The organism is Rhizobium indicum (genome assembly GCF_005862305.2).
In the GTDB taxonomy this organism is placed as follows: Bacteria; Pseudomonadota; Alphaproteobacteria; order Rhizobiales; family Rhizobiaceae; genus Rhizobium; species Rhizobium indicum.
In genome coordinates, this window is sequence record NZ_CP054024.1 from 156,449 (window position 1) to 177,114 (window position 20,666).

At 57.2% G+C, this 20,666-nt stretch carries 16 protein-coding genes and 6 pseudogenes; 8 read left to right on the top strand and 14 right to left on the bottom strand.

The features are described 5' to 3' along the window. Position 1: 1 nt before the first annotated feature. The 5 genes and pseudogenes from nifE to FFM53_RS32585 all read right to left on the bottom strand — a co-directional run. Positions 2–1,399: a nitrogenase iron-molybdenum cofactor biosynthesis protein NifE gene (gene nifE / locus FFM53_RS32565; RefSeq protein WP_138333583.1), complete on the bottom strand. Its 1,398-nt coding sequence runs from the start codon at positions 1,397–1,399 to the stop codon at positions 2–4. A gap of 53 nt (positions 1,400–1,452) precedes the next feature. After that, positions 1,453–2,994: a nitrogenase molybdenum-iron protein subunit beta gene (nifK, locus tag FFM53_RS32570; protein ID WP_138333581.1), complete on the bottom strand. Its 1,542-nt coding sequence runs from the start codon at positions 2,992–2,994 to the stop codon at positions 1,453–1,455. An 88-nt stretch (positions 2,995–3,082) separates the two neighbouring features. Further along, positions 3,083–4,588 carry a nitrogenase molybdenum-iron protein alpha chain gene (gene nifD, locus FFM53_RS32575; protein ID WP_138333579.1) on the bottom strand — a complete coding sequence of 502 codons (1,506 nt, stop codon included), beginning with the start codon at positions 4,586–4,588 and terminating at the stop codon, positions 3,083–3,085. Positions 4,589–4,704: 116 nt separating this feature from the next. Continuing rightward, positions 4,705–5,583, bottom strand: coding sequence for a nitrogenase iron protein (gene nifH / locus FFM53_RS32580; RefSeq protein ID WP_138333577.1), 879 nt, complete (start codon positions 5,581–5,583; stop codon positions 4,705–4,707). A 354-nt stretch (positions 5,584–5,937) separates the two neighbouring features. Further along, a pseudogene (locus tag FFM53_RS32585) lies at positions 5,938–6,077 on the bottom strand (transposase); the annotation flags it as partial. Between the two features lie 1,025 nt (positions 6,078–7,102). On the opposite strand from FFM53_RS32585, the gene FFM53_RS32590 reads away from it, so the two are divergent. Continuing rightward, positions 7,103–7,813, top strand: a complete 711-nt coding sequence (locus FFM53_RS32590; protein WP_246413349.1) for an AAA family ATPase — start codon at positions 7,103–7,105, stop codon at positions 7,811–7,813. A 179-nt stretch (positions 7,814–7,992) separates the two neighbouring features. After that, positions 7,993–9,161 (top strand): annotated as a pseudogene (locus FFM53_RS32595) (cytochrome P450). A gap of 397 nt (positions 9,162–9,558) precedes the next feature. On the opposite strand, the gene FFM53_RS32600 reads toward FFM53_RS32595, so the two are convergent. Beyond that, positions 9,559–9,774, bottom strand: a complete 216-nt coding sequence (locus FFM53_RS32600; RefSeq protein ID WP_138333575.1) for a hypothetical protein — start codon at positions 9,772–9,774, stop codon at positions 9,559–9,561. Positions 9,775–9,925: 151 nt separating this feature from the next. Here FFM53_RS32600 and FFM53_RS32605 point away from each other — a divergent pair, with 151 nt between their 5' ends. Together FFM53_RS32605 and FFM53_RS32610 are read left to right on the top strand one after the other, a co-directional pair. After that, complete coding sequence (locus FFM53_RS32605) at positions 9,926–10,207, top strand: toxin-antitoxin system TumE family protein (RefSeq protein WP_138333897.1); 282 nt, start codon at positions 9,926–9,928, stop codon at positions 10,205–10,207. Beyond that, positions 10,204–10,563: an HVO_A0114 family putative DNA-binding protein gene (locus FFM53_RS32610; RefSeq protein WP_065284004.1), complete on the top strand. Its 360-nt coding sequence runs from the start codon at positions 10,204–10,206 to the stop codon at positions 10,561–10,563. Before FFM53_RS32605 ends, FFM53_RS32610 begins: the two co-directional genes overlap by 4 nt. Here FFM53_RS32610 and FFM53_RS37140 read toward each other — a convergent pair. Then, positions 10,472–10,784, bottom strand: a pseudogene (locus tag FFM53_RS37140) (WGR domain-containing protein). The gene FFM53_RS32610 and the pseudogene FFM53_RS37140 overlap by 92 nt on opposite strands. A gap of 333 nt (positions 10,785–11,117) precedes the next feature. Between FFM53_RS37140 and FFM53_RS32625 the strand changes: the two are divergent. After that, positions 11,118–11,720: a poly(R)-hydroxyalkanoic acid synthase subunit PhaE gene (locus FFM53_RS32625; RefSeq protein ID WP_246413350.1), complete on the top strand. Its 603-nt coding sequence runs from the start codon at positions 11,118–11,120 to the stop codon at positions 11,718–11,720. A gap of 42 nt (positions 11,721–11,762) precedes the next feature. On the opposite strand, the pseudogene FFM53_RS32630 reads toward FFM53_RS32625, so the two are convergent. From FFM53_RS32630 to FFM53_RS36700, 3 genes and pseudogenes are all read right to left on the bottom strand, one after another. Beyond that, positions 11,763–12,055: pseudogene (locus tag FFM53_RS32630) on the bottom strand (IS3 family transposase); the annotation flags it as partial. A 24-nt stretch (positions 12,056–12,079) separates the two neighbouring features. Then, positions 12,080–12,322: pseudogene (locus tag FFM53_RS32635) on the bottom strand (MerR family transcriptional regulator); the annotation flags it as partial. A 149-nt stretch (positions 12,323–12,471) separates the two neighbouring features. Beyond that, positions 12,472–12,699 carry a hypothetical protein gene (locus tag FFM53_RS36700; RefSeq protein ID WP_204339644.1) on the bottom strand — a complete coding sequence of 76 codons (228 nt, stop codon included), beginning with the start codon at positions 12,697–12,699 and terminating at the stop codon, positions 12,472–12,474. On the opposite strand from FFM53_RS36700, the pseudogene FFM53_RS32640 reads away from it, so the two are divergent. Further along, positions 12,650–12,881: pseudogene (locus FFM53_RS32640) on the top strand (aldehyde dehydrogenase family protein); the annotation flags it as partial. The gene FFM53_RS36700 and the pseudogene FFM53_RS32640 sit on opposite strands and share 50 nt — an antisense overlap. Positions 12,882–13,049: 168 nt before the next feature. Here the strand turns inward: FFM53_RS32640 and FFM53_RS32645 are convergent. The 4 genes from FFM53_RS32645 to FFM53_RS32660 form a co-directional block, all read right to left on the bottom strand. Continuing rightward, positions 13,050–14,225, bottom strand: a complete 1,176-nt coding sequence (locus tag FFM53_RS32645; RefSeq protein ID WP_138333573.1) for an E22 family MetX-like putative esterase — start codon at positions 14,223–14,225, stop codon at positions 13,050–13,052. Positions 14,226–14,393: 168 nt separating this feature from the next. Next, the gene (attM, locus tag FFM53_RS32650; RefSeq protein WP_163925935.1) at positions 14,394–15,185 is read right to left on the bottom strand and encodes an AttM family quorum-quenching N-acyl homoserine lactonase; all 792 of its coding nucleotides are present in this window, start codon (positions 15,183–15,185) and stop codon (positions 14,394–14,396) included. Positions 15,186–15,231: 46 nt separating this feature from the next. Continuing rightward, positions 15,232–16,395 carry an iron-containing alcohol dehydrogenase gene (locus tag FFM53_RS32655; RefSeq protein ID WP_138333571.1) on the bottom strand — a complete coding sequence of 388 codons (1,164 nt, stop codon included), beginning with the start codon at positions 16,393–16,395 and terminating at the stop codon, positions 15,232–15,234. A gap of 25 nt (positions 16,396–16,420) precedes the next feature. After that, entirely contained in the window at positions 16,421–17,872 is a 1,452-nt protein-coding gene (locus FFM53_RS32660) for an NAD-dependent succinate-semialdehyde dehydrogenase (protein WP_138333569.1), read from the bottom strand. Positions 17,873–17,949: 77 nt separating this feature from the next. Here FFM53_RS32660 and FFM53_RS32665 point away from each other — a divergent pair, with 77 nt between their 5' ends. Together FFM53_RS32665 and FFM53_RS32670 are read left to right on the top strand one after the other, a co-directional pair. Then, positions 17,950–18,780, top strand: a complete 831-nt coding sequence (locus tag FFM53_RS32665; RefSeq protein ID WP_138333567.1) for an IclR family transcriptional regulator — start codon at positions 17,950–17,952, stop codon at positions 18,778–18,780. A 546-nt stretch (positions 18,781–19,326) separates the two neighbouring features. Then, the gene (locus FFM53_RS32670) at positions 19,327–20,607 is read left to right on the top strand and encodes an ABC transporter substrate-binding protein (protein WP_138333565.1); all 1,281 of its coding nucleotides are present in this window, start codon (positions 19,327–19,329) and stop codon (positions 20,605–20,607) included. Positions 20,608–20,666: the final 59 nt, after the last annotated feature.

Here is a 20,666-nt window from a genome sequence, read left to right on the forward strand (position 1 = left end):
TTTAAACGACCAAGGCCGGCTCCCATGGCGCCGGCTCGCGCACCTGCGGCCACATTGGATTGTGGATTGCCAGGTCAATTTGTCGAGCAAGTTGCACCATTCCCTCATAGCCAGCGTAAGCGTGATGACGCTCCTGGTTAATGTCGAGCCAGGGCAGTTTTGCCTTTAGCGCTATATACTGGGTGCGTCCGCCCGACAGCATGATGTCAGCCTTTCTGTCGAGCAGAAGCGAGAAAAGCTCGCGCGGCGACATCGACTCGAACAGGAGGTTCTCCTCCTTCAGGGTCTGTTTCACTCGCTCCCTATCTTCGAGCGTCGATTTCTTGACTGATGTGCCGACGATCTCCATGCCGATCTCCATCAAGGCATGGACGACCGACCAGGATTTCACGCCGCCTGTATTTAGAAGCACGCGCTTGCCCTCAAGGCGAGGTCGGTAGGCTTCCAGCCTCTTCCACACCTTTTCCTCTTCTTCCGCTACAAGGATTTCTGTGCGATGCAAAAGCGAGGGGTCAGCACCCTTCTTTACAAGCAGATCGGCGATCCGCCGGAGTGCCTCCGAGGTGCCGGAGATGCCATAAAAGGAGCCCTCGAAAAATGGAATGTCCCAGCGTTCCTGCATCTTACGTGCCAACGCAACGAACGCTGTCGAACACACCGTCATCGCTGCGCGCGAGCGGTGGGCGGAGGCGACTTGCAGATATCGCGCGTCTCCGGGAATACAGGCGCGGACGCGGATGCCGAGCTTATCCAAGAGCGGCTTCACCTGCCAGAACTCACCCGAGAGGTTAAATTCGCCGAGTATGTTGATGTCGCAAAGGCCTGGTTCATCGGGCTCCACGGTACCTATGACATGCTTGAGCAGCGCCTCGCCCGCTAGCTTGTTGCCGAGGTTTTTAGACCCGACAAAGCCGGGCGCATTGACCGGCACCACCGGTAAGGCAAATTCGTCCGTCGCTCGCTTGCAAACAACGTCGATGTCGTCACCGATCATCGCCGTAACGCAGGTTGAATAGACGAAGATTGCTGCGGGCGCATACCCATCCTTGATTTCCCGGATCGCTTTAAAGAGCTTCCGTTCACTGTGTCCCATTACGATGTCGATTTCCGTAAGATCAGTCGTGAAGCTCGTGCGCCAAAGTGTTGGGCCTGACGAGGCAGCGCCACGGTTGTCCCAGGAATTTCCCTCGCAGGCGAGCGGCCCGTGAATAAGATGTGCGACATCCGTGATCGGCTGCAGTGCGACCTTGGCGCCGTCGAAAGCGCAACCGCCGACGGCCGTTCCCGGGGCCATTGGCCTCGCGCAATTCCTTAGGCGCGCCTTAGGACCCTTGCTGCCGCTCTTTTCACTCGCTAGCTCGTGGAAGGCATCTTTGTTTTTGGCGTTGAGCGAGGACATTCGTCTGCCTTCATATCTGGTTGAGAGATAGGCCGCCTGGGCGGCCGCCGCTTTTAGCGAGTGAGGTCGTACGAATAATCTGTCACACCCGCGTGCATTGTTTCGCGATCGAGGTTGTCGAAGATCTTGTCGAGGATCGCCGTTAAAAGACGCAGTCCGCCTTGGTAGCCCATGAGGGGGAATCGATGATGATGGTGCCGGTCGAAAATTGGAAACATCAGCCGAACCAGTGGGGTACCGGTGTCCCGTTCGAGATACTTCCCATAAGAATTTCCGATCAGGAGATCCACCGGCTCGGTGAACAGTAGCGAGCGCAGTGCCCAGAGATCTTTGCCTGGCCAAACCTGTGCATTCTTCCCGAAGGGCGAGGATGCGAGGAGTTCCTTCATCTCGTCCTCCCAAGCTGAGGTGCCATTTGTGGCGAGGCAGTGGGTTGGCTCGCCGCCGGTCTCCATGATGAAGCGCGCCATCGCATAAACGAAATCTGGATCGCCGTAGATCGCGTATTTTTTTCCGTATAGCCAAGCTTGGCTGTCCGCCATCGCATCGATGAGTCGGCCGCGCTCCAGACGGATCGCCTCGGGAATTTCTCTGCTGGAAATCTCCGATATCACCATCAGAAATTCGTCGGTAGCTTCGACGCCGAGAGGGTAGTGGAAGGAGGTCGCCGCTTGTCCAACGTCTCTGCAGTAATCTAACGTCTTGCGAGTGTTGTAATATTGCAGGGACAATGTCCACTCCGCGTTCAACGCCGCCTTCACGTCATTGATGCTGGTCCCGCCGTCATACATCCGAAATTTGCCATCGGAAGGCGTATCGAACTGATCTGATGCGTCCTGGATGAACATGTAAGTCACTTGCATCAAGTCGAGCAGGCGTTTTAATTCGCGATTGTTCCCAACGCAGAAGCCATCAAATCCAGGAATGATGTTGATAGAAGCGGTGGCTTCCTTTCGCGCGGCATCCTTCCAGAAATTCTCCAGCACACCTTTTACCATGCTGTCATAGCCATCGACATGGCTGCCGACAAAGGCAGGTGTGTGGGCGAAGGGGACATCGAAATCGCGCGGGACCGAACCTTCACTTTTGGCGTTTTCGATAAAACCATGCAGGTCATCTCCGATGACCTCTGCCATACATGTGGTCGACACCGCGATCATCTTCGGGCTATAGAGCTTGTACGTATTGGCGAGACCGTCGACCATGTTTTTCAGGCCGCCAAATACAGCGGCGTCTTCTGTCATTGATGACGAGACCACCGATGACGGCTCCTTGAAATGGCGCGATAGGTGCGATCTGTAGTAGGCAACGCAACCTTGGCTGCCATGGACGAACGATATCGTTCGCTCGAATCCCGCCGCTGCGAAGACCGCGCCGAGTGGCTGGCAGGCTTTGGCTGGATTGACGACAAGGGCTTGGCGGCCCAAGTTTTTCTCGCGGTATTCCCAGGTCTGCGTGAATTCGCGTTGGTCTGACACGACCTGATCAGGGTGTGGGCATTCGAAGTTCAACTTTTTCTCGGCCAACATCTGCCTATATTCCGGCTCGCAGAACAAAGGCGCATGGTCGAGAGCTTTCTCAGCTGATTGCGGCATAGGGTCACCTCTTTCGGTCTAGCTGCGACATGGAGGCGGTACAGAGACCTTCGGCGCGGAAGGCCTCCCGCGTTTTCTTCGAGAAATACTAGGTCCTCATGCTACTGCCACCCGCCGAAGCGCGGTCATTCTTCCACGGCGCGTCGTAAAGACCCCAAACGGGATTGTTGATGGCCATATCCATGTCCCGGGCGAAAATCGAGAAGCCGTCATAGCCGTGATACGGACCAGAATAATCCCAGGAGTGCATCTGACGGAACGGAATGCCCATTTTCTGCACCGGGTATTTTTCCTTGATGCCGGACCCGACGAGATCGGGCCGAATTCCCTCGATGAATTTCTCTAGTTCGTAGCTAGTCACGTCGTCGTAGATCAACGTGCCTTCTTTTACGTAGTGGCCGGTGCGCTGATAGTCGTCGCCATGACCGAATTCGTAGCCGGTTCCTACGATTTCCATTCCGAGGTCCTCATAGGCGGTGATGACGTGACGAGGACGCAATCCGCCGATGTAGAGCATCACCCGTTTGCCAGAAAGGCGCGGCCAATATTTGTCGACCACAGCCGAAACGAAGGGTCGGTATTTGGCGATGACTTTTTCCGTTCTATCTTCGATCTCCGGCCCGAAATGCTTGGCTATGTTGCGCAGAGAGGCTTCGATCTGGAATGGGCCAAAGAAATTATACTCCATCCAAGGAATGGCATATTTTTCCTCCATGTGTCTGGAGATGTAATTCATCGACCGATAGCAGTGAATGAGGTTGAGCGTAGCTCTCGGAGCGCGCTCCACTTCGGCGAGAGTTGCATCTCCCGACCAGTTGCCGACCACGCGCAATCCGATCTCTTCGAGCAGGATGCGCGACGCCCATGCATCGCCGCCAATGTTATAGTCGCCTATGACATTTACGTCGTAAGGACCCGGCTCGAATTTTAAGTCTTTCTTGTCGAAGACCCAATCTCGAATTGCGTCGTTGGCGATGTGGTGGCCAAGCGATTGTGACACACCACGGAAGCCTTCGCAGCGCACCGGCACGACGGTCGTCGTGTGTTCTTTGGCCTTTTTTCGCGCTACGGCCTCAATGTCATCGCCAATCAGACCGATCGGACATTCGGACTGCAGGCTGATGCCATTGCTTAGCGGGAAAAGTTCAGCAATCTCGTCGATGACCTTTTCCAGTTTCTTGTCACCGCCGAAAACGATGTCCTTCTCCTGGAAATCGGAGGTAAATTGCATAGTCACGAAAGTGTCGATGCCTGTCAGACCGACGTAATAGTTGCGACGTTGCGACCAGGAGTATTGACCGCAGCCGACCGGCCCGTGTGAAATATGAACCATATCCTTGATCGGTCCCCAGACGACGCCCTTTGAACCGGCATACGCGCATCCGCGGATCGTCATCACGCCAGGAACAGACTTGATGTTCGACTTTACCTCGCATTCGCTAATCGCGTTTGGGTCCTCGCCGGCGTCCTTTTCGCTCGTTGCCACGCTAAGGTGTTTACTGCGGCGCTTCGCCGCTTTGCCCGGATATTGCGACAGCACGTCTGCTATAAGCTTCGCATGGAAGTCACTGTCATTGTCGTATTTGAGGCTCATTGGCCCTACCCCTTAGAAAATCCGGATGAAGCCTCATTGGCGAAACCTCCCTCACGGGATGGCGGGCGCTTTGCGTGTCGCTGCGCGCTCGTGTCAGTGTGATCACTGGGCAGCTATCACTTCGCATCCCTAGCTTGAAGTTCGGCGAGCATCTGCTCGTCGGTTTTCATGATCCCGAAATCGAGAAGCATTTCCTCAAGTTCTTCCATGGTGATGGGGGTTGGGATGGTGCCTTTGCCAGAATTGTCATGTATTCTTTGGGCAAGTATCCGGTACTCGGCCGCTTGCTGAGAGTCCGGCGCATATTGGATCACCGTCATCTTTCTAAGCTCGGCGTGTTGGACAATGTTGTCGCGTGGCACGAAGTGGATGAGCTTAGAATTGAGTTTGGCAGCCAGCGCTTCGGCGAGGTCGAGTTCGCGGTCGGTCTGACGCTCGTTACAAATGAGCCCACCCAGGCGGACGCTGCCGCCTGCAGCATATTTCAGGATGCCTCTGGCGATGTTGTTGGCGGCATAGAGTGCCATCATTTCGCCGGACATGACGATGTAGATTTCCTGAGCCTTGTTTTCACGGATCGGCATCGCGAAGCCGCCGCACACAACGTCACCGAGCACGTCATAAGACACGTAGTCGACATCGTTGTAGGCGCCGTTCTCTTCGAGAAAGTTGATCGACGTGATAACACCGCGTCCCGCGCAGCCGACGCCCGGCTCCGGGCCGCCAGACTCCACGCATTTGATACCTTTATAGCCGACCTTGAGCACGTCTTCGAGTTCAAGATCTTCAACCGAACCTCTCGTTGCTGCGAGATCAAGAACCGTATCCTGAGCCTTCGAGTTCAAGATCAGGCGCGTAGAATCAGCCTTAGGATCACAGCCGACGATGAGGATCTTCTGTCCATGGTCCACAAGGGCGGCTAGCGTGTTTTGGGACGTAGTGGACTTGCCAATTCCGCCCTTTCCATAGAATGCAATCTGACGCAGAGCTGCCATGTTTGGCGTTCCTTCATGTGTTCGAGGCAATGCGGTTATCTCGCAACGCGGATGCGGCGGCCGTTCCGTTGCCTCGCAATAGCTCTCAAGATTCGTGCCAAGCAGGCCGATTGAGCTCACGAACAATAATTCGCTGCAATTCCAGTTATGTGGGCGTAAAAATACGGGATTGAGAACAAGGACGCCTGTCACTTAACCGACAAAGGTGACGACAATGTCGCAAATTGGATGTCGAGAATTTCGGTTAATCGGGCCATCTGGAACTGCGACTTGCGACCCATGCAGGAAGAAATTAAGCGGAGATCGCATTGCCCTCAATTTCGGTAGAGGGGGAGTCCGATCGCCGATGTCTGTCGGCGGCAACATGCCGGCATACTTCTTCTTCCAATTGAAGTAGGTCGCCTGACTGATGCCCGCTTTGCGGCAGATCGCAGCAACAGACAACTTCATAGAATGAACGCCTTCTGCGCGTCCGAAAATTGCGATGCCTTCATCGTTGTTCCTTTCCCAGCCAGAAAATGCACCGGAAAACTTTAGCTAAAACTGGGCCAGTTTGAGGTGTTCAGATCAGCTGACGAAAGGCCTGCTCCGATGGAGCGGGAAGTTCGTTGGCGCGGCAAAGTGCTTGTTGGCTGCTGAGTGTTGACTAGCCACGTCGGCGTGTTTAAAACGTTATGTAGATAACAACCCGTCACGAGTGTATTTATGCTGAATATAGCCAATAGGCAATTTCCCGACGACATGAGCTTGCACTCGTTCTCCTTGCGCGAGGTTGCGGAGATTCTCGGCGTATCGGGCAGCTATCTGCGCCAGTCGTCCATTGATGGGGGCCAACACCGGAGCCAGGGACCGCAGGAAGACGATCCTATACGCTTCGACAGATCAACGAACCTCCGTGCTTATCTCGCTTGGGCCCGTCCGAAACATTCTTTGAAGTTTTTGCCCGCAGGGGCTCGAGGGTGAATCGGCCCCGATACGGGAAGTTGTATTCTGTCAGGGGAGCGGTAGGCCGATCGGCGTACGAGCAAGCGATCAAATCGCTGACTTCCACCAATGCGGAGGTAATGGACATCGTATCCAAGGTTTGGGGCCGTCCCCCGATCTATATGTCACAGGCTTCGTGCTCCAGGACTGCAGGTAATGCGAACTCCCAATCCAGGGACTTAGCAGATGAGCCCACGCACGCAGCGCATACGCTTCATGTTGTACGGAACGGCCGAGCTCTTGAAGGCGACCAACGGTGGTCCAAAGGTCCAGGTCGAAATTGGTCATCTGCCTAATCAGGTGGGTCATGACTTCGCCAGTGGCTTTCTGCGCACAATCCAGACGCAGGGCAAGAGCTCCCGATATTATCGCAACAAGGCCGTCTCTTTCGAGTCCACTGACTTCGAAGGCACGAACGAAACAATGCGCGTGCATAAGCTCCCTGCTGTAAGCCGGGACGACGTCGTGCTTTCAAAGGCGACTATGGGCCCAACTCGACACGCACGTCTTCGATTTTGTTAAATGCCGGGAGGAGTTGAAGCGCCTCGGCCAGTCAGGACAGAAAGGGATTCTGCTCTACGGAGAGCCTGGCACCGGCAAGACCCATGTCGTCCACTATATCGCTGCCAACCTGCCCGAGCACAGCACAATTCTGGTCACGGCTGAGCAGATGCTGGATATGGAGGAACACTTCGCGCTGGCTCGTGTCCTGCAGCCGTGCATTATGGTGATTGAGGATGTGGATCTGGTTGGCCGTTCGCGCGAAGATATTTCTGGCCAAAAGGCAGAAAGCCGCCTGAACCGTCTGTTGAACGAGATGGACAGTCTCGGCACAGACGCGGACATCCTCATCATCCTGACCACGAATCGGCCGAAATCCCTCGAGCAGGCACTCGCCACCCGATCGGGCCGTGCAGATGCGGCTCTTGAGATCCCTCTCCCTGATGACGATTGCCGCGAGCGGCTGTTCAAGCCATACGGTCATGCGCTGAACTTCCAGGGTGGAGCTTTGGCCGAAGCCGTCTTCCGCTCAAAGGGCGGCAGCGCCGCTTATGTCAAGGAAATTGTGCGCCGTCTCGCCCAACGGAGCATTATAAGAGGTGTCGGCCCGCTCGTCCCACGCGAGGATGTTGAGGTGGTCCTTTCTCTCGCTGAAGCAGAGCGCAGCCCCTTCGAGAGGCATGAGGAAACGGTAAGAAGACACATCGTAGAGCAAGACGATGAAGACGATTGCGGTTCCTGCTGACGCTTGCAAGACGTCCAGCGCGTCATGCCGGTACTCCCCCGCTGTTCGTGCGGTGGAATATCTGGCGCCGACAATCGCCGCGTAGGACGTCTTCCACATGCCGCCTTAAGTCATTGGCTGCCGGCAGCGCTTGCCGGTCACCTTCCGCCCTTTCATCGCATAGAGAGTGAAGTGCCATCATGTCCGGACAATCCTTGCCGACGCTGCCGATGTGGCGCGTCAATCACATCGACCCCTCGCCCGAGATGTTGGCGTTACGCGCCAACAGTCCGATCCACCGCGTGCGCTTCCCGTCCGGGCACGAAGGTTGGTGGGTAACAGGCTACGAGGAAGCTAAGGCGGTACTGTCCGACGCGGCTTTCCGGCCCTCGGGAATGCCGCCGGCGGCATTCACCCCGGCTACGGTGATTCTTGGTTCGCCGGGGTGGCTGGGCTCGCACGAGGGCAGCGAGCATGCCCGGTTACGCACGATCGTGGCGCCGGCCTTCAGAAACCGCAGGGTGAAGCTGCTCGCGCAGCAAATCGAGGCGATCGCCGCGCAGTTGTTCGAGACGCTGGCGGCCCAGCCCCAGCCCGCCGACCTGCGACACTACCTCTCCTTTCCGCTTCCGGCCATGGTCATCAGCGCGCTGATGGGCGTGCCCTACGGGGATCACGCCTTTTTCGCCGAGCTGTCCGACGAAGCGCGGCGCTCCTGGCCTGGGAAGAATTGCGCACCTACATTCGCGGTAAGATGCGAGGCAAGCGCCAGGATCCGGGCGACAACCTGCTGACGGATCTGCTCGCGGCGGTCGACCAGGGCAAGGCGACCGAGGAAGAGGCGATCGGCTTGGCCGCGGGCATACTAGTGGCGGGGCACGAGAGCACCGTCGCACAGATCGAATTCGGCCTGCTGGCCATGTTCCGCCATCCGCAACAGCGCGAACGCCTGGTCGGCGATCCATCCCTCGTGGACAAGGCGGTGGAGGAAATCCTGCGCATGTACCCGCCGGGCGCGGGCTGGGACGGCATCATGCGCTATCCGAGGACCGACGTGACCATCGCGGGCGTGCATATTCCCGCGGAGAGCAAGGTGCTGGTCGGCCTGCCGGCGACGTCGTTCGATCCACGCCATTTCGACGACCCGGAAATCTTCGACATCGGACGCGCCGAAAAACCGCACCTGGCGTTCTCCTGCGGGCCGCACTACTGCATCGGCGAGGCGCTTGCCAGGCTGGAACTCAAGGTGGTGTTCGGCTCGATCTTCCAGCGCTTCCCCACGCTGCGCTTGGCCGTGGCGTCCGGAGAACTGAAGTTGCGCAAGGAGATCATCACTGGCGGGTTCGAGGAGTTGCCGGTGCTCTGGTGATGCTCGGACACCACCGGGAATCGCGATCTTTCCGGAATTTGCCGGCGCAACTACATGGAGGCGAGCGGCCAAGCTGCTTTCGCGTTCTGACCATGCGGTTTCGTTGCTCCCGTTGCGGGGAGGGGTGGCCCGACCATCCCGACACCCGCGTCCCTTGCCCCACATGCCATGTCAAGGCGGGAACATAGTGCAAGCGCCGTCCGGTCATCGCGCCGCCGAGCTTCATATCGACCGCGAGCACGCCGCCCTTGCGGCCGGCGCGGCGCAGCTATCCCTCGATCTGCAGGACATTCATCATGGGTGATAAGAGCGTAGAGGACTCCCATCGGCGGCACGGAACCGACAACGAACCGACCGCCTCAGGCGCAAGCGCATCATGCCGCTCTTTTCGAAGCGCTCAGAGGAGGATCGACCATGCCGACATTGCGACGTGCGCATCGATCTTGACCCCTTGGACCGGGCCACCATTACCGCCGCGTTGATCTTCTGGCGCGATGCGGAAACCCGCCCGGACGAGTTGATATCTGTCATGCGGGTTGGCGAATTCGCCGCCCTCGATGCGCAGGGTATCGACAAGCTCGCCGCCGCGATCAACCAACGGCGACCTTGGCAACCGGCCCTTCTCGAGAGGAACGGTTTTGGCCGAAACACGCGATCCTGGAGCCTGCATCGGGGCGTCGAACCCCGGCGCCGGCTTTGCTGCGCAAGACAGCCCACCGTTGTTGTTCTTGACAACAACGGTGGGTGATGTTATTAAAAACAACATGGAAGCCGTGCTGATCGAAAAATCCAGAACCGCCCTCAGCGATACGGCATTTTTCGAAACGGTTCTGTGGCATGTGCCGATACCCGTGCCCGGCAGCAACCACCATTTTAAATATCGTCTGGCGCTGATCGTCAACGGCGAGTGCGTCATGCGTTATGACAATGAGCGCGGCAAGGGCGATCATCGCCATCTCGGGGATATCGAGGAACCGATGGAATTCACAACGCTGGAAGCATTGTTCGATGCGTTTCAGGCGGACATGGAAAGGATACTCGCATGAGGACGCTCGTCATCAGACTAAGCTCGATTGCCGATGCCAAGGCCCGCTTCGTGAATGCGGGGCAGAAGGCATTGGAAGGCGTCGTCGTTCCTGCTACGCCGTCGGTGAATTTTCCAAGCTACGACGACATGCACAGGGTTCTTGCGCCGCCGCGGCTTGCGATCGTGAAGGCGATGGCAGGGCAGGGGCCGCTGGCGATACGGGAAGTCGCCCGACGTGTCGGCCGGGACGTGCAGGCCGTCCATAAGGATGTGACGACGCTTGTCAACGCGGGTGTCCTGGACCGGACTGACGCCGGCGTCGAATTCCCCTATGACCAGCTTCATTTCGAGTTCGATGTGAAGGCGGCCGCCTGATCCGGTCGCCAATCAGGCCATCGTTTTCTGGCCGCACTGGGGTTTCGGTTTGTATCCGTGCGACCGCCTCTTCCTCCCGAGGGAAATGGTGGACTTCCCTCTTGCCACCAGAGCCGATGCGCCCCCAGCGCCGCGTCAAGCAGGCCTCCCCAAACAAACGTCGGCTCGATTGACATAGCGTAAAATCGGGCCATGTTTTTCGAAGCGTCGAAGGTATGCATCCGGTGAAGGCCGCAGGTTAGGCTGCTTGAGCGTTCAGTCCTTGTGGCTGCCAATTCAGCAAACAAATGAAAAACTGCCGTGCAAGCTCCGGCCTGCGGGCGGAGGATGCGATGAAACAGCAGAAGCGCATTCTGGTCAACAATCCGCGCAAGCTCGACCACGACCAGGCCCGGGCGATCTATGCCAGCGCGCTTGCGGGCCGCGGCCCGGCCGCAGGCGAGTGAGCCGACTATGACCCCGAGCTCGGACGACCAACCGGAATTCTCGCAGATGCTGCTGCGCATGTCGGAAATGTGGCGCAGCAACATCGAGCAGGCAGGGGAATTAGAAAAATGTGGTTCAAGTCGATGATGCCCTTCCTCACCACGCGCGCGGTCGACAGCAGCCTGTTTGCCGTTGCGCTGGGCGGCGAGATCTCGGAAGCCTTCAAACGCATGGCGGAAGCCCCGCGCCTTGCCGACGTGTGGAACTTCGACCGGCAGGTCTATGCGCTGATGGCGGCCTGGATGGACGTCGGCCAGCGCATGGCGGCCTATCACGTCATCGCCTCGGTGCCGTGGAACAAGGCCTATGAACGCTATAGCGCAACGCTCGCTGGCATGAAGGAAGGAGACGCCAAGGATTTCGGCTGGCGCAAGGCTTTCGACAAGTGGAGGGACATTGCGAACAAGGAACTGATCAGCAACCTGCGCTCTAAGGATTTCCTCGCGGCGCAGCGCGAATTGCTGCTCGCCGCGCTGGACCTGCGCACCTGCCAGCAGCAAATGACCGACGGCGTCGCGAAGCTTTTAGGCGTTCCGAGCCAGCACGACTTCGACGAGCTGACGCGGCAGTTCACGGAACTCAGGCGGGAGGTGCACGCCAGCCCAACACAGCGCGATGCGGTCGAAGGTGCGGCGGCGTCGCCGGACAACCAGGAAAGGGATGAGCGATGACCGAACCCCGCGAAACCGCATGTGCAAGCAACGATAGCCTTACCGCACACGCGTCTCGCAGATCGCACGAATACGACGTTCCGGACCGGCCTGATCGGCGTGGAGAGAGGTGTAGTGGTAGGTGGTCCGATCGAAGTTCAACGGCCCACAGGCACGCCGGATCGAGACCATCTAATCCCGGCACATGTCCTTCACCCCTCCCGCTTCCGAGCAGGCCTTGGACGTTTCGGCGAATGGACCTCCCGCAACATATTGAGCTCCAGCGCCTGCTCTGCGACAATCCGTTTCAACCGGGCGTTTTCGTCTTCGAGCTGCTTCTGCTTCTTCATTTCCGGAATGGCATCACTCGCGTCCGTGCCCGCTTCTGGCGAAGACTTCCTGAGATCTTCGCGGATCCCCGCGATGGTGAGTCGTCTGTCTTTTCTGAGCGATGCGATACGCTTTAACTGCGTAACGTGGTCAGCGTCGTACTGCCGGTGGCCGTTTTCCGAGCGATCCGGTACGATGAGACCCTCCTTCTCCCAAAGCCGAAGTGTCGATGCAGAAACCCCCGCTAGACGTGCAGCTTCCGCAACGCGATAGATTTTCTTTTTGTGGTTCATCTCGGCACTTTCGTTCAGCCGCAATTTTTGCCGTTTATAAGCACGCTCGATCCAAGGAAGTGTCTTGAACGCTGCATTGTTTGCAAAATGCGTTCGCACAGGGAAAGACACGGGCACATTTGGAGAAAAATACCCGTGGCAGATCGAAATCAGTGTGGGATTTCATAGCCATGTGTTCGATCACTCGCAACAGCGACGCTGGCGAATTTATCAAACAGGTCAGCGAGAAAGGCGCCTTTTAAGGGCTGATCCTGCTCACCTGTGGCGCTGGGCCACATCATCCGCTTCCTCGCACCGATCACTACCAAGGAAAACGCTTTCGACACATCGCTCGCATTGCTTGCAGAGCGCGCAGGCCTGTCGACTGGTGTCTTCATGTTCTGCTCTCCGAGGATTCCCATTTATTGGCCGAAATTCACGGAGAACGAGAAGGTGCGCAAGCTCACCTTCACCGGCGCGACCAATGTCGGCAAGATCCTGATGCTCCAGGGCGCCAACGAGATCATGAAACGCGGCGCCGAGCTTGGCGGCAACGCCGTTCATTGTTTTCGATGGCGCCTCGCAACGAGTGAGAGCGTAGCGGACCACCTCGGCTGTCTTGGACTTGCCGGAGACCACTAATTTTCCGATTTATGGACCCCGAGCACGGCGGGTGTGGCCGACTACAGCCACGACGACGGCAGCATCTGCTGGCTCGGCTTAAGGAAAAGGGAGGGCCCGCCCGCTCCTATTTGACCTCAAGGAAGGCTCGAATTCGCTCTCCCGCCTGAGCAATGCTCAATAAGCCATCCATGTGCCCTCGCGTACCTTCCAGTTCGACGAATTCGACCGGCGTACCATCGGTTTTGATAATCGTTCCTGTCTCTCGCACTGCGTTTCCAGGAAAAATCAAGTCTTCATCGGTATAGATCAGCATCACGGGTACATTGATATCTAGGAGCCCTTTGTACAGGCTGTCTTTGGGCTGTCCAGCGACGAACAACTGATTGGCGCGCGCCAGATAAAGGAAATGGTTCGCATCTGACTGGGCAACGCGTGCTGCGCCCGCCTCGTTCAGCTTCGTGACGACCTTATAGTCATTCGCCCAACTCTGCCCGGGATCTGCACCTTCTATGGCCCAGTCCCGCCCAAATGTACCATCGGTCCATTCTGCCGAATTTGCCTGCAGTGTTAAAGTCTTCAGGGCTTGAGCCAGCCCTGCTTTTGGCGCCCGGCCTGTGTAATAATCTCCACCATTCCAGTTTGGATCCAGTTTGATAGCCGACGCCCAGACGTCCAGCCACGCGATCAGATTCGCATCTGCCCAACCAGAGGAAATGACTGGAATCACTCGCTCCAGTTTGTCGGGATAGCGTGCTGCCCATTCATAGCTTTGCAGCCCTCCCATGGAGGCGCCCATGACAGCATGCCATTTCTCAATCCCCAGTCGCTCCATCAGCCCTTTCTGCGTATCAACGAAATCGCCGATCGTCATGATTGGAAAATCCATACCCCAAGGCTTTCCTGTTTTGGGATTGATCGTCGCCGGTCCGGTGGTGATGACGTTCGGATCGTTGGCACCGAGATTGACCGGTGTGTCGACCGACACGACAAAGTATTTGTCCGTATCGATGGGCTTGCCGGACCCGATGATCGCATCCCAATAGCCGGCGCTTACATCTGCCTCCTTATATTTTCCCGCTGCGTGACTGCTTCCACTGAAATAATGCGGAATCAGGATGGCATTATCTTTGGCGTCGTTCAGCGTGCCATAAGTTTCGTACCCCAGCCGCATTTCGGGAACCGTCCTGCCTCCACGTGTCACGAAGTTCTTTAGGGTAAATTCCCGCTTCTCAACCAAAGGCTCATACGCCAATGCCGGGCCGGCCATCATGGCGACAGTGATAAGTATTTTCAGGCGCATTTACTTCTCCTTGGTCGGGATTACCAACGAAACAAAGCGGTGGCCTCAGCCTTTCAAAGCCGTATCCTGGTCACCGGATTTCACATTGATCCAGGTCAAAACTTCTCAGCTTCTAAGGGGCTTATTCGCCCCTGTAGGATCATGTCGCGGCCAGACCGCAGCGACTTCTCAAGAGTAATACTCTGGTGCCTTCTTGAAGGTCGACCACGCATCCGGGTCGTGGCCGGTGACGACGTTTGCCCCCGTTCTTTCCGCGATTGTGCGCAGCTTCTGTACAGAGCGAACAGTATCCACCGTCGATGCGAGGAAGCCCGGCAGCGCCTTTTCATCCCAATGGTCGAGTGTGTAGGCGGCATCGATCGTCAGAAGCAGCGGCTCACTATTGGGAAGGCGGACGAGAAAGGATTGATGGCCCATCGCATGGCCAGGACTGAAGATCGTCGTCAGCGTTCCGTCGCCATAAACATCGTAAAAATCGTCTTGAGTGCCGTTCAAAAACTGCCATTTCAGACCAGGGCGATCGAAATCCTTGCGGATATAGCCGCCATCGGCAAACCAGTCGGGCGTGAAGGCATATTCATATTCGGCCCTCTGCACGATATGCGTGGCATTCGGAAAGCGGCCGATCGCGCCGGTATGGTCGAGATGCAGGTGGGACTGCACGACGTATTTAACATCCGCCGGATCGAAGCCGAGAGCTTTGATCTGATCGACGCATCCTTTGTCCTTGTCAAGGACCGGCCAGTACACATCGCAAATACCGCCCCAGTGGCCGCGCGGGTCCGTCGCGACTTCAATGGCGTTTCCACCGTCGATGACGGTGTGACCGTCGGGATGGGTGATCAGGAAAAAAGGAACCGGGATTTCGTAATCCGCACCATTTCCCTGATTCATTTTGATGTTGTGCACTTTGCATTTCAGGGTGCCGGACTGAAGCATGTAAAGTCGGATATCCGTCACGTTGGATCCTCCCATAATGTTATAATGGCGGATGTCTGCGGAATCTTCAGAAAGCTTCCCGATACAGCGCCAGCGCATCCTCTTCCCGAACCTCGACCGGATTGTTGACGAGCAGGCGCCCCTGGTTTTTTATCGCATCCGTGGCCAGCATGGCGAGGCTGTTGTCGGTTACCCCGACATCGCGGAGCCGGCGCGGCGCGCCGCTTTTATCCATCAGCACCTGCATATGGGTAACGAAGTCCTCGGAACGGGCCGCAGTGTCGCCGCTTCCCTTGACTCCAAGCACATCGGCGAGCTCGGCGTAAAGCGGGGCAGCCGACTGTGCGTTGTAACGAAGGACTGGGCCGAGCATCAGGGCGTTCGAAAGACCATGCGGAATGTGGTAATGTCCACCCAGCGGATAGGCCAGCGCGTGGACCGCAGCCACCGGGGAATTGGAGAAAGCCTGGCCCGCAAGCATTGCACCGAGAAGCATGCCTTCGCGTGCATCCCGGTTTGTCGGCTCCTTGCAGGCAGCGATTAGATTGCTGCCAAGAAGCCGCAACGCCTCACGCGCAAGCGCGTCCGAAAGTGGGTTTTTCTTATACTTACTTGTATAGCCTTCGATGGCATGCACCATCGCATCGATGCCGCTTGCTGCGGTGTGAACCTGCGGCAAACCAACGGTCAATTCCGCATCCAGGAGCACGAAATCCGCATAGAGTTGCGGCGACACGACCCCCATTTTGGTCGTCTCGCCGGTGGTGATGATGGAAATGTTGGTGACTTCGGAACCGGTGCCCGCAGTCGTCGGAACGAGAACCAGTGGGACACGCGCCCCCTGAACTTTGCCGATGCCGTACATGTCGGCGAGCGGTTGTGCCGATGGCAGCAGCACCGCAGCGAGCTTTGCTATATCCAAGGACGAGCCACCACCGAGACCAATCACGATATCGGCTGCGACTTGCCGCGCCTCCTCGACACAACCATACAAAACACTTTCCGGTGGATCTGGCACAACCCTATCGAAAATCGCCACGCTGAAGCCAGCCGCCTCCAGACTGGCGGCAATGGGCGCAATCAACCCAGCCTTCACAAGGCCCGCATCGGTGACCAAAAGCACCTTGCGCGCGGCAAAACGCGCAGCGATGATTTCACCTAATCGCTTAGCTCCGCCCCAGGCCATTTCAATGGATAGGACAGTTCGAAACTCGAACGGATTGATCGTCATTCAGTCCTCCCTTGTCGTCAGCTGCTTAAGCGATCGCCGAGCACAGATATTTGATTTCCAGGTAGTCATCGATCCCGTAACGGGAGCCTTCCCGTCCGAGGCCGGACTGCTTGACGCCGCCAAATGGCGCTACCTCGTTCGAGATCTGACCGGTGTTGTGACCCACCATGCCGTACTCCAGCGCTTCGGCCACTCGCCATGTCCGACGGACGTTTTCAGTATAGAAATAGGCAGCCAATCCGAATTCCGTATCGTTGGCCATAGCGACCGCCTCTTCCTCTGTCTCAAAGCTGAAGAGAGGCGCGACTGGCCCGAAGGTTTCCTCGCGTGCGACCTTCATCGCCTGTGTCGCTCCCGTCAGGACGGTTGGTTCGAAGAATGTCCTGCCAAGGCTGTGTCGCTTGCCACCTGCGACCACTTTCGCTCCCTGCGCGACCGCATCGCTAATATGGTCCTCGACCTTGGCAATGGCGTCAGCATCAATCAGCGGCCCGATCGTTACGCCCATCTGCGTACCTTCACCGACTTTCAGTGCAGAAACCTTCGCGGCAAGCTTTTCAGCGAAGACAGCGTAAACACCGGACTGCACGTAGATACGGTTTGTGCAGACGCAGGTCTGACCAGCATTACGGAATTTCGAAGCGACGGCACCATCGACGGCGGCATCGAGGTCCGCGTCGTCAAAAACAATAAAGGGTGCGTTGCCGCCGAGCTCCATTGATAGTTTTTTTATCGTCGGCGCCGACTGCGCCATCAGAATTCGCCCCACCTCGGTCGATCCGGTGAAAGAGAGTTTTTTGACAATGTCGCTTTCCGTCAGCACCTTGCCGATCTCGCGTGCTTTTCCTGTCACAATCTGGAAAACGCCGGCGGGAATGCCTGCCTGATCGGCCAGAACGCCGAGAGCAAGCGCCGTGAGGGGTGTCTGCTCAGCCGGCTTAACCACCATTGTGCACCCGGCAGCCAGCGCAGGCGCCGCCTTGCGTGTAATCATTGCTGCCGGGAAGTTCCAGGGCGTGATCGCAGCGCAGACACCGATCGGCTGCTTGAAAACCAGGATGCGCTTGTCGGTGGTGGGTGCGGGTATGATGTCCCCATACACTCTCTTTGCCTCCTCGGCAAACCATTGAATGAAGGAGGCAGCATAGAGTATTTCCCCCCTGGCTTCGGAGAGGGGCTTACCCTGTTCAGCCGTCAACAGCGCGGCGAGATCGTCTGCATTTTCTACTATCAGGTCGAACCAGCGAAGCAGGACGGCCGCTCTTTCCTTGGCTGCAAGCGCGCGCCACGATCGGAACGCCATCTCGGCCGCTGCGACCGCCTGCTCAATATCTGCCGTCTCCAGCGCAGGGACGGTGCCGACAATCTCCCCCGTCGCGGGGTTCTTGACGGCTACGTTGTTCTGAGAGCTCGCAACCCACTTGCCATTTATCAGGCATCGATCGCGTAGCAGTTCCGTTTTTTTTAGATTGACCATGACCTCTCCCAAGCATACAGTTCAATCTGATGAACCAATATCGTCGTATTGAACTAGCCTGACAGGAGGTATCGGAGGTGTCAAGTGCAAGACTCACCCCAGTGGAAGACACTGCGATCGGAAAATCGGTCGATTCTGTTCCGGCGCTCAGGCGCGCCGTCTCGATCCTCGATCTTGTCACCAATTCCAGCGACGCAATGTCGGCCGCCGACATCACACGGGCTATGTCGTTGCCAAAAAGTACGGCGCACGGGCTACTTGGCGTCATGGTAGAGCTTGGCCTCCTTGTTCGCAAACAGGACGGCACATTCCGGCTCGGTCCACATCCTATGCGCTGGGCGCACGGCTTTCTATCCGAGATGGACATGGTGTCAGTTTTCCGGAATTATTTTGCTTCGGATACCACATTGTCTCCTTACACGGTTACACTGACGACCCTTGACCGTCACGAGGTCGTCTATATTGATTGCCGAAATTCCGACCAGCCCCTGGGACATACTTTCCGGATTGGAATGCGTCTTCCTGCCACCTTTACCGCAACAGGCAAAATGCTGCTTTCCGAAATGCCGGAGGATAAGCTCGAGGCTCTCTTCAGAGCGAACTTTCCTTTGCCCCTCACCTCTAGAAGCGTCAAAAATCTTGCCGCACTAAGGCAGGAGCTGGCTGACATACGTATGCGCGGTTTTTCGATCGATAACGGCCAGGTTCGCGAAGGGATGATCTGCATCGGCACCGCTCTGAGAGATCATACGAGATGCGCGGTTGCCGGCATTGCCATCAGCCTTCTGGAAAGCGAAACGACTCCGGCGCTTATCGAGTCACTCGGAGAGACGATGCGCAAATCAGCCGCCATTCTTTCCGAGCAATTGGGGCATAGCAGCTCATCACGCATCAGCGTCGAAGGATAGCGTAGCGTTTGGGGAGAGCGGAAATTTGCTGCCGAGCAAAGGGTGGGGTTGGCTCAGCTTGAGCAACGCGGCTGCTCTCTGACCCTAACGCAGGCCGTCGCAGCGTCGAACCGAATGGCTGCGAAAATGTACATTTGGGCTCACCGTCAATCCGATGCAAGTGTCGATGTCGCGGTTCGCTCTCCAGGCGAATGGCTACATAAGCAGCTGACGAAAATCCTCTCCACGTCGATTTTTTGATGGAGGTTTTGCCAAAAGCGAGCTCCTGGGGGAGTTCAGGAGAAGTCGTCTTCGGGGATTCTTCGTGAGGCTGACGTCGCCCGTTTCCCCTTTAGGAACAGTTCGCGCCGCTGATTGTACTCACCTTCTGGCTGAACAGCCGCTCCTCCATCTTGACGTTGGTTGCAATACTCACTATACACAGTAATGAACTAAGTTCAATAGAATGAACTCAGTTGCGTGGCCGCAGCGTGAGAGGACGCTTCGGCCTACCACGCAAGCGTGTCATTGCACCGGAACAGGCAATTTGCCGTAGAGGAGGAATCTATGAAGAAGTCGTGGTCTCTGACCATTGCAGCCATCTTTCTGTCTGCCACCGCCCCCGATGGCCTCTTGGCTCAGGAGCCAAAGCCCTTCACGATTGGCGTTGTGACATTCCTGTCCGGTGCACCGGCTGGTCCCTTCGGCATCCCCGCAAAGATTGCCGCCGAAGTCTTTGCCCAGCAGGTCAACGCCGGTGGCAAGCTGCCGGCGCCGTATGACAAGGTCGGCTTTGGCGGCCGTCCGATCGAACTCGTCATTATCGACGAGGCCGGTGGCACCACCAAGCAGGTTTCCGAACTACGCAATCTCGTAGAACAGCAGAGCGTAGACATGATCGTCGGCTACACGTCCTCGGGAGATTGTCTTGCGGTCGCGCCTGTTGCCGAAGAACTGAAAACGATGACACTTCTCTTCGATTGCGGCACGCCGCGCATCTTCGAGGAAGCTGACTACGAATATGTATTCCGCCCCGTTGCAACCGCGACGATGGACAACGCCGGTGCCGCACTCTACGTCAACGAGACAGTCAAGAAATTCAACACCTACGCCGGCATCAACCAGAACTACGCCTGGGGTCAGGACGCCTGGAACGACTTCGAGGGCACACTGAAGAGCCTTCGCCCCGAAGTTACGCTGACGACCTCGCAGATGCCGAAGCTCGGTGCCGGTCAGTACAATACTGAAATCTCCGCAATTCTCGGCAGCAAACCCGATATCATTCATTCGAGCTTCTGGGGTGGCGACCTTGAGGGTCTCGTGCTTCAGGGAGCGCCGCGCGACCTGTTCAAGAACGCCACTGTCGTTCTGACGGCAGGCGAAACGGCGATTCATCGCCAGGGCAAACAAATCCCAGATGGCACCATCATCGGCGCCCGCGGTCCAAACGGCATCTTTGCACCGGACAACGCCTATAACGACTGGTTCAAGACCGCTTACAACGCCAAGTCCGCCACGCCCCCCAGCTATCCGTCCTACCACATGGTGCAGACGCTTTTTGCGGCGAAGTTCGCTTATGAGAAGGCACAGGGCGGCGACACCGCCAAGACGCCGACTACGGAGGAGATCGCCGCTGCTCTCAAGGGTGCCACCTTCCAGAGTCCCTCGGGCGAAGTGAAGATGTCGCTGGGCAAGGGCAACCAGGCTGTGCAAGAAATGGTCTATGGCCGCACCAAGACCGTCGATGGCAAGCTGACCTTCGTCGATGTGATCCGCTACGCTCCAGAAAAAGTGAACCCACCGGAAGGCATGACCAGCCATGAGTGGATCAAGAATAAGCTGAAGTGATCCGGAAATTTCACCGCGGCATCGCTTGCGCGGGTTCCCGGCGCGTTTGGCGCCGCAAT

Coding starts and splice junctions, on each gene's coding strand:
- nifE (WP_138333583.1), bottom strand. CDS start 1,399: ATGTCCTCGCTCAACGCCAAAAACAAAGATGCCTTCCACGAGCTAGCG.
- nifK (WP_138333581.1), bottom strand. CDS start 2,994: ATGCCGCAATCAGCTGAGAAAGCTCTCGACCATGCGCCTTTGTTCTGC.
- nifD (WP_138333579.1), bottom strand. CDS start 4,588: ATGAGCCTCAAATACGACAATGACAGTGACTTCCATGCGAAGCTTATA.
- nifH (WP_138333577.1), bottom strand. CDS start 5,583: ATGGCAGCTCTGCGTCAGATTGCATTCTATGGAAAGGGCGGAATTGGC.
- FFM53_RS32605 (WP_138333897.1), top strand. CDS start 9,926: ATGGAAGCCGTGCTGATCGAAAAATCCAGAACCGCCCTCAGCGATACG.
- FFM53_RS32610 (WP_065284004.1), top strand. CDS start 10,204: ATGAGGACGCTCGTCATCAGACTAAGCTCGATTGCCGATGCCAAGGCC.
- FFM53_RS32625 (WP_246413350.1), top strand. CDS start 11,118: ATGTGGTTCAAGTCGATGATGCCCTTCCTCACCACGCGCGCGGTCGAC.
- FFM53_RS36700 (WP_204339644.1), bottom strand. CDS start 12,699: ATGAAGACACCAGTCGACAGGCCTGCGCGCTCTGCAAGCAATGCGAGC.
- FFM53_RS32645 (WP_138333573.1), bottom strand. CDS start 14,225: ATGCGCCTGAAAATACTTATCACTGTCGCCATGATGGCCGGCCCGGCA.
- FFM53_RS32655 (WP_138333571.1), bottom strand. CDS start 16,395: ATGACGATCAATCCGTTCGAGTTTCGAACTGTCCTATCCATTGAAATG.
- FFM53_RS32660 (WP_138333569.1), bottom strand. CDS start 17,872: ATGGTCAATCTAAAAAAAACGGAACTGCTACGCGATCGATGCCTGATA.
- FFM53_RS32670 (WP_138333565.1), top strand. CDS start 19,327: ATGAAGAAGTCGTGGTCTCTGACCATTGCAGCCATCTTTCTGTCTGCC.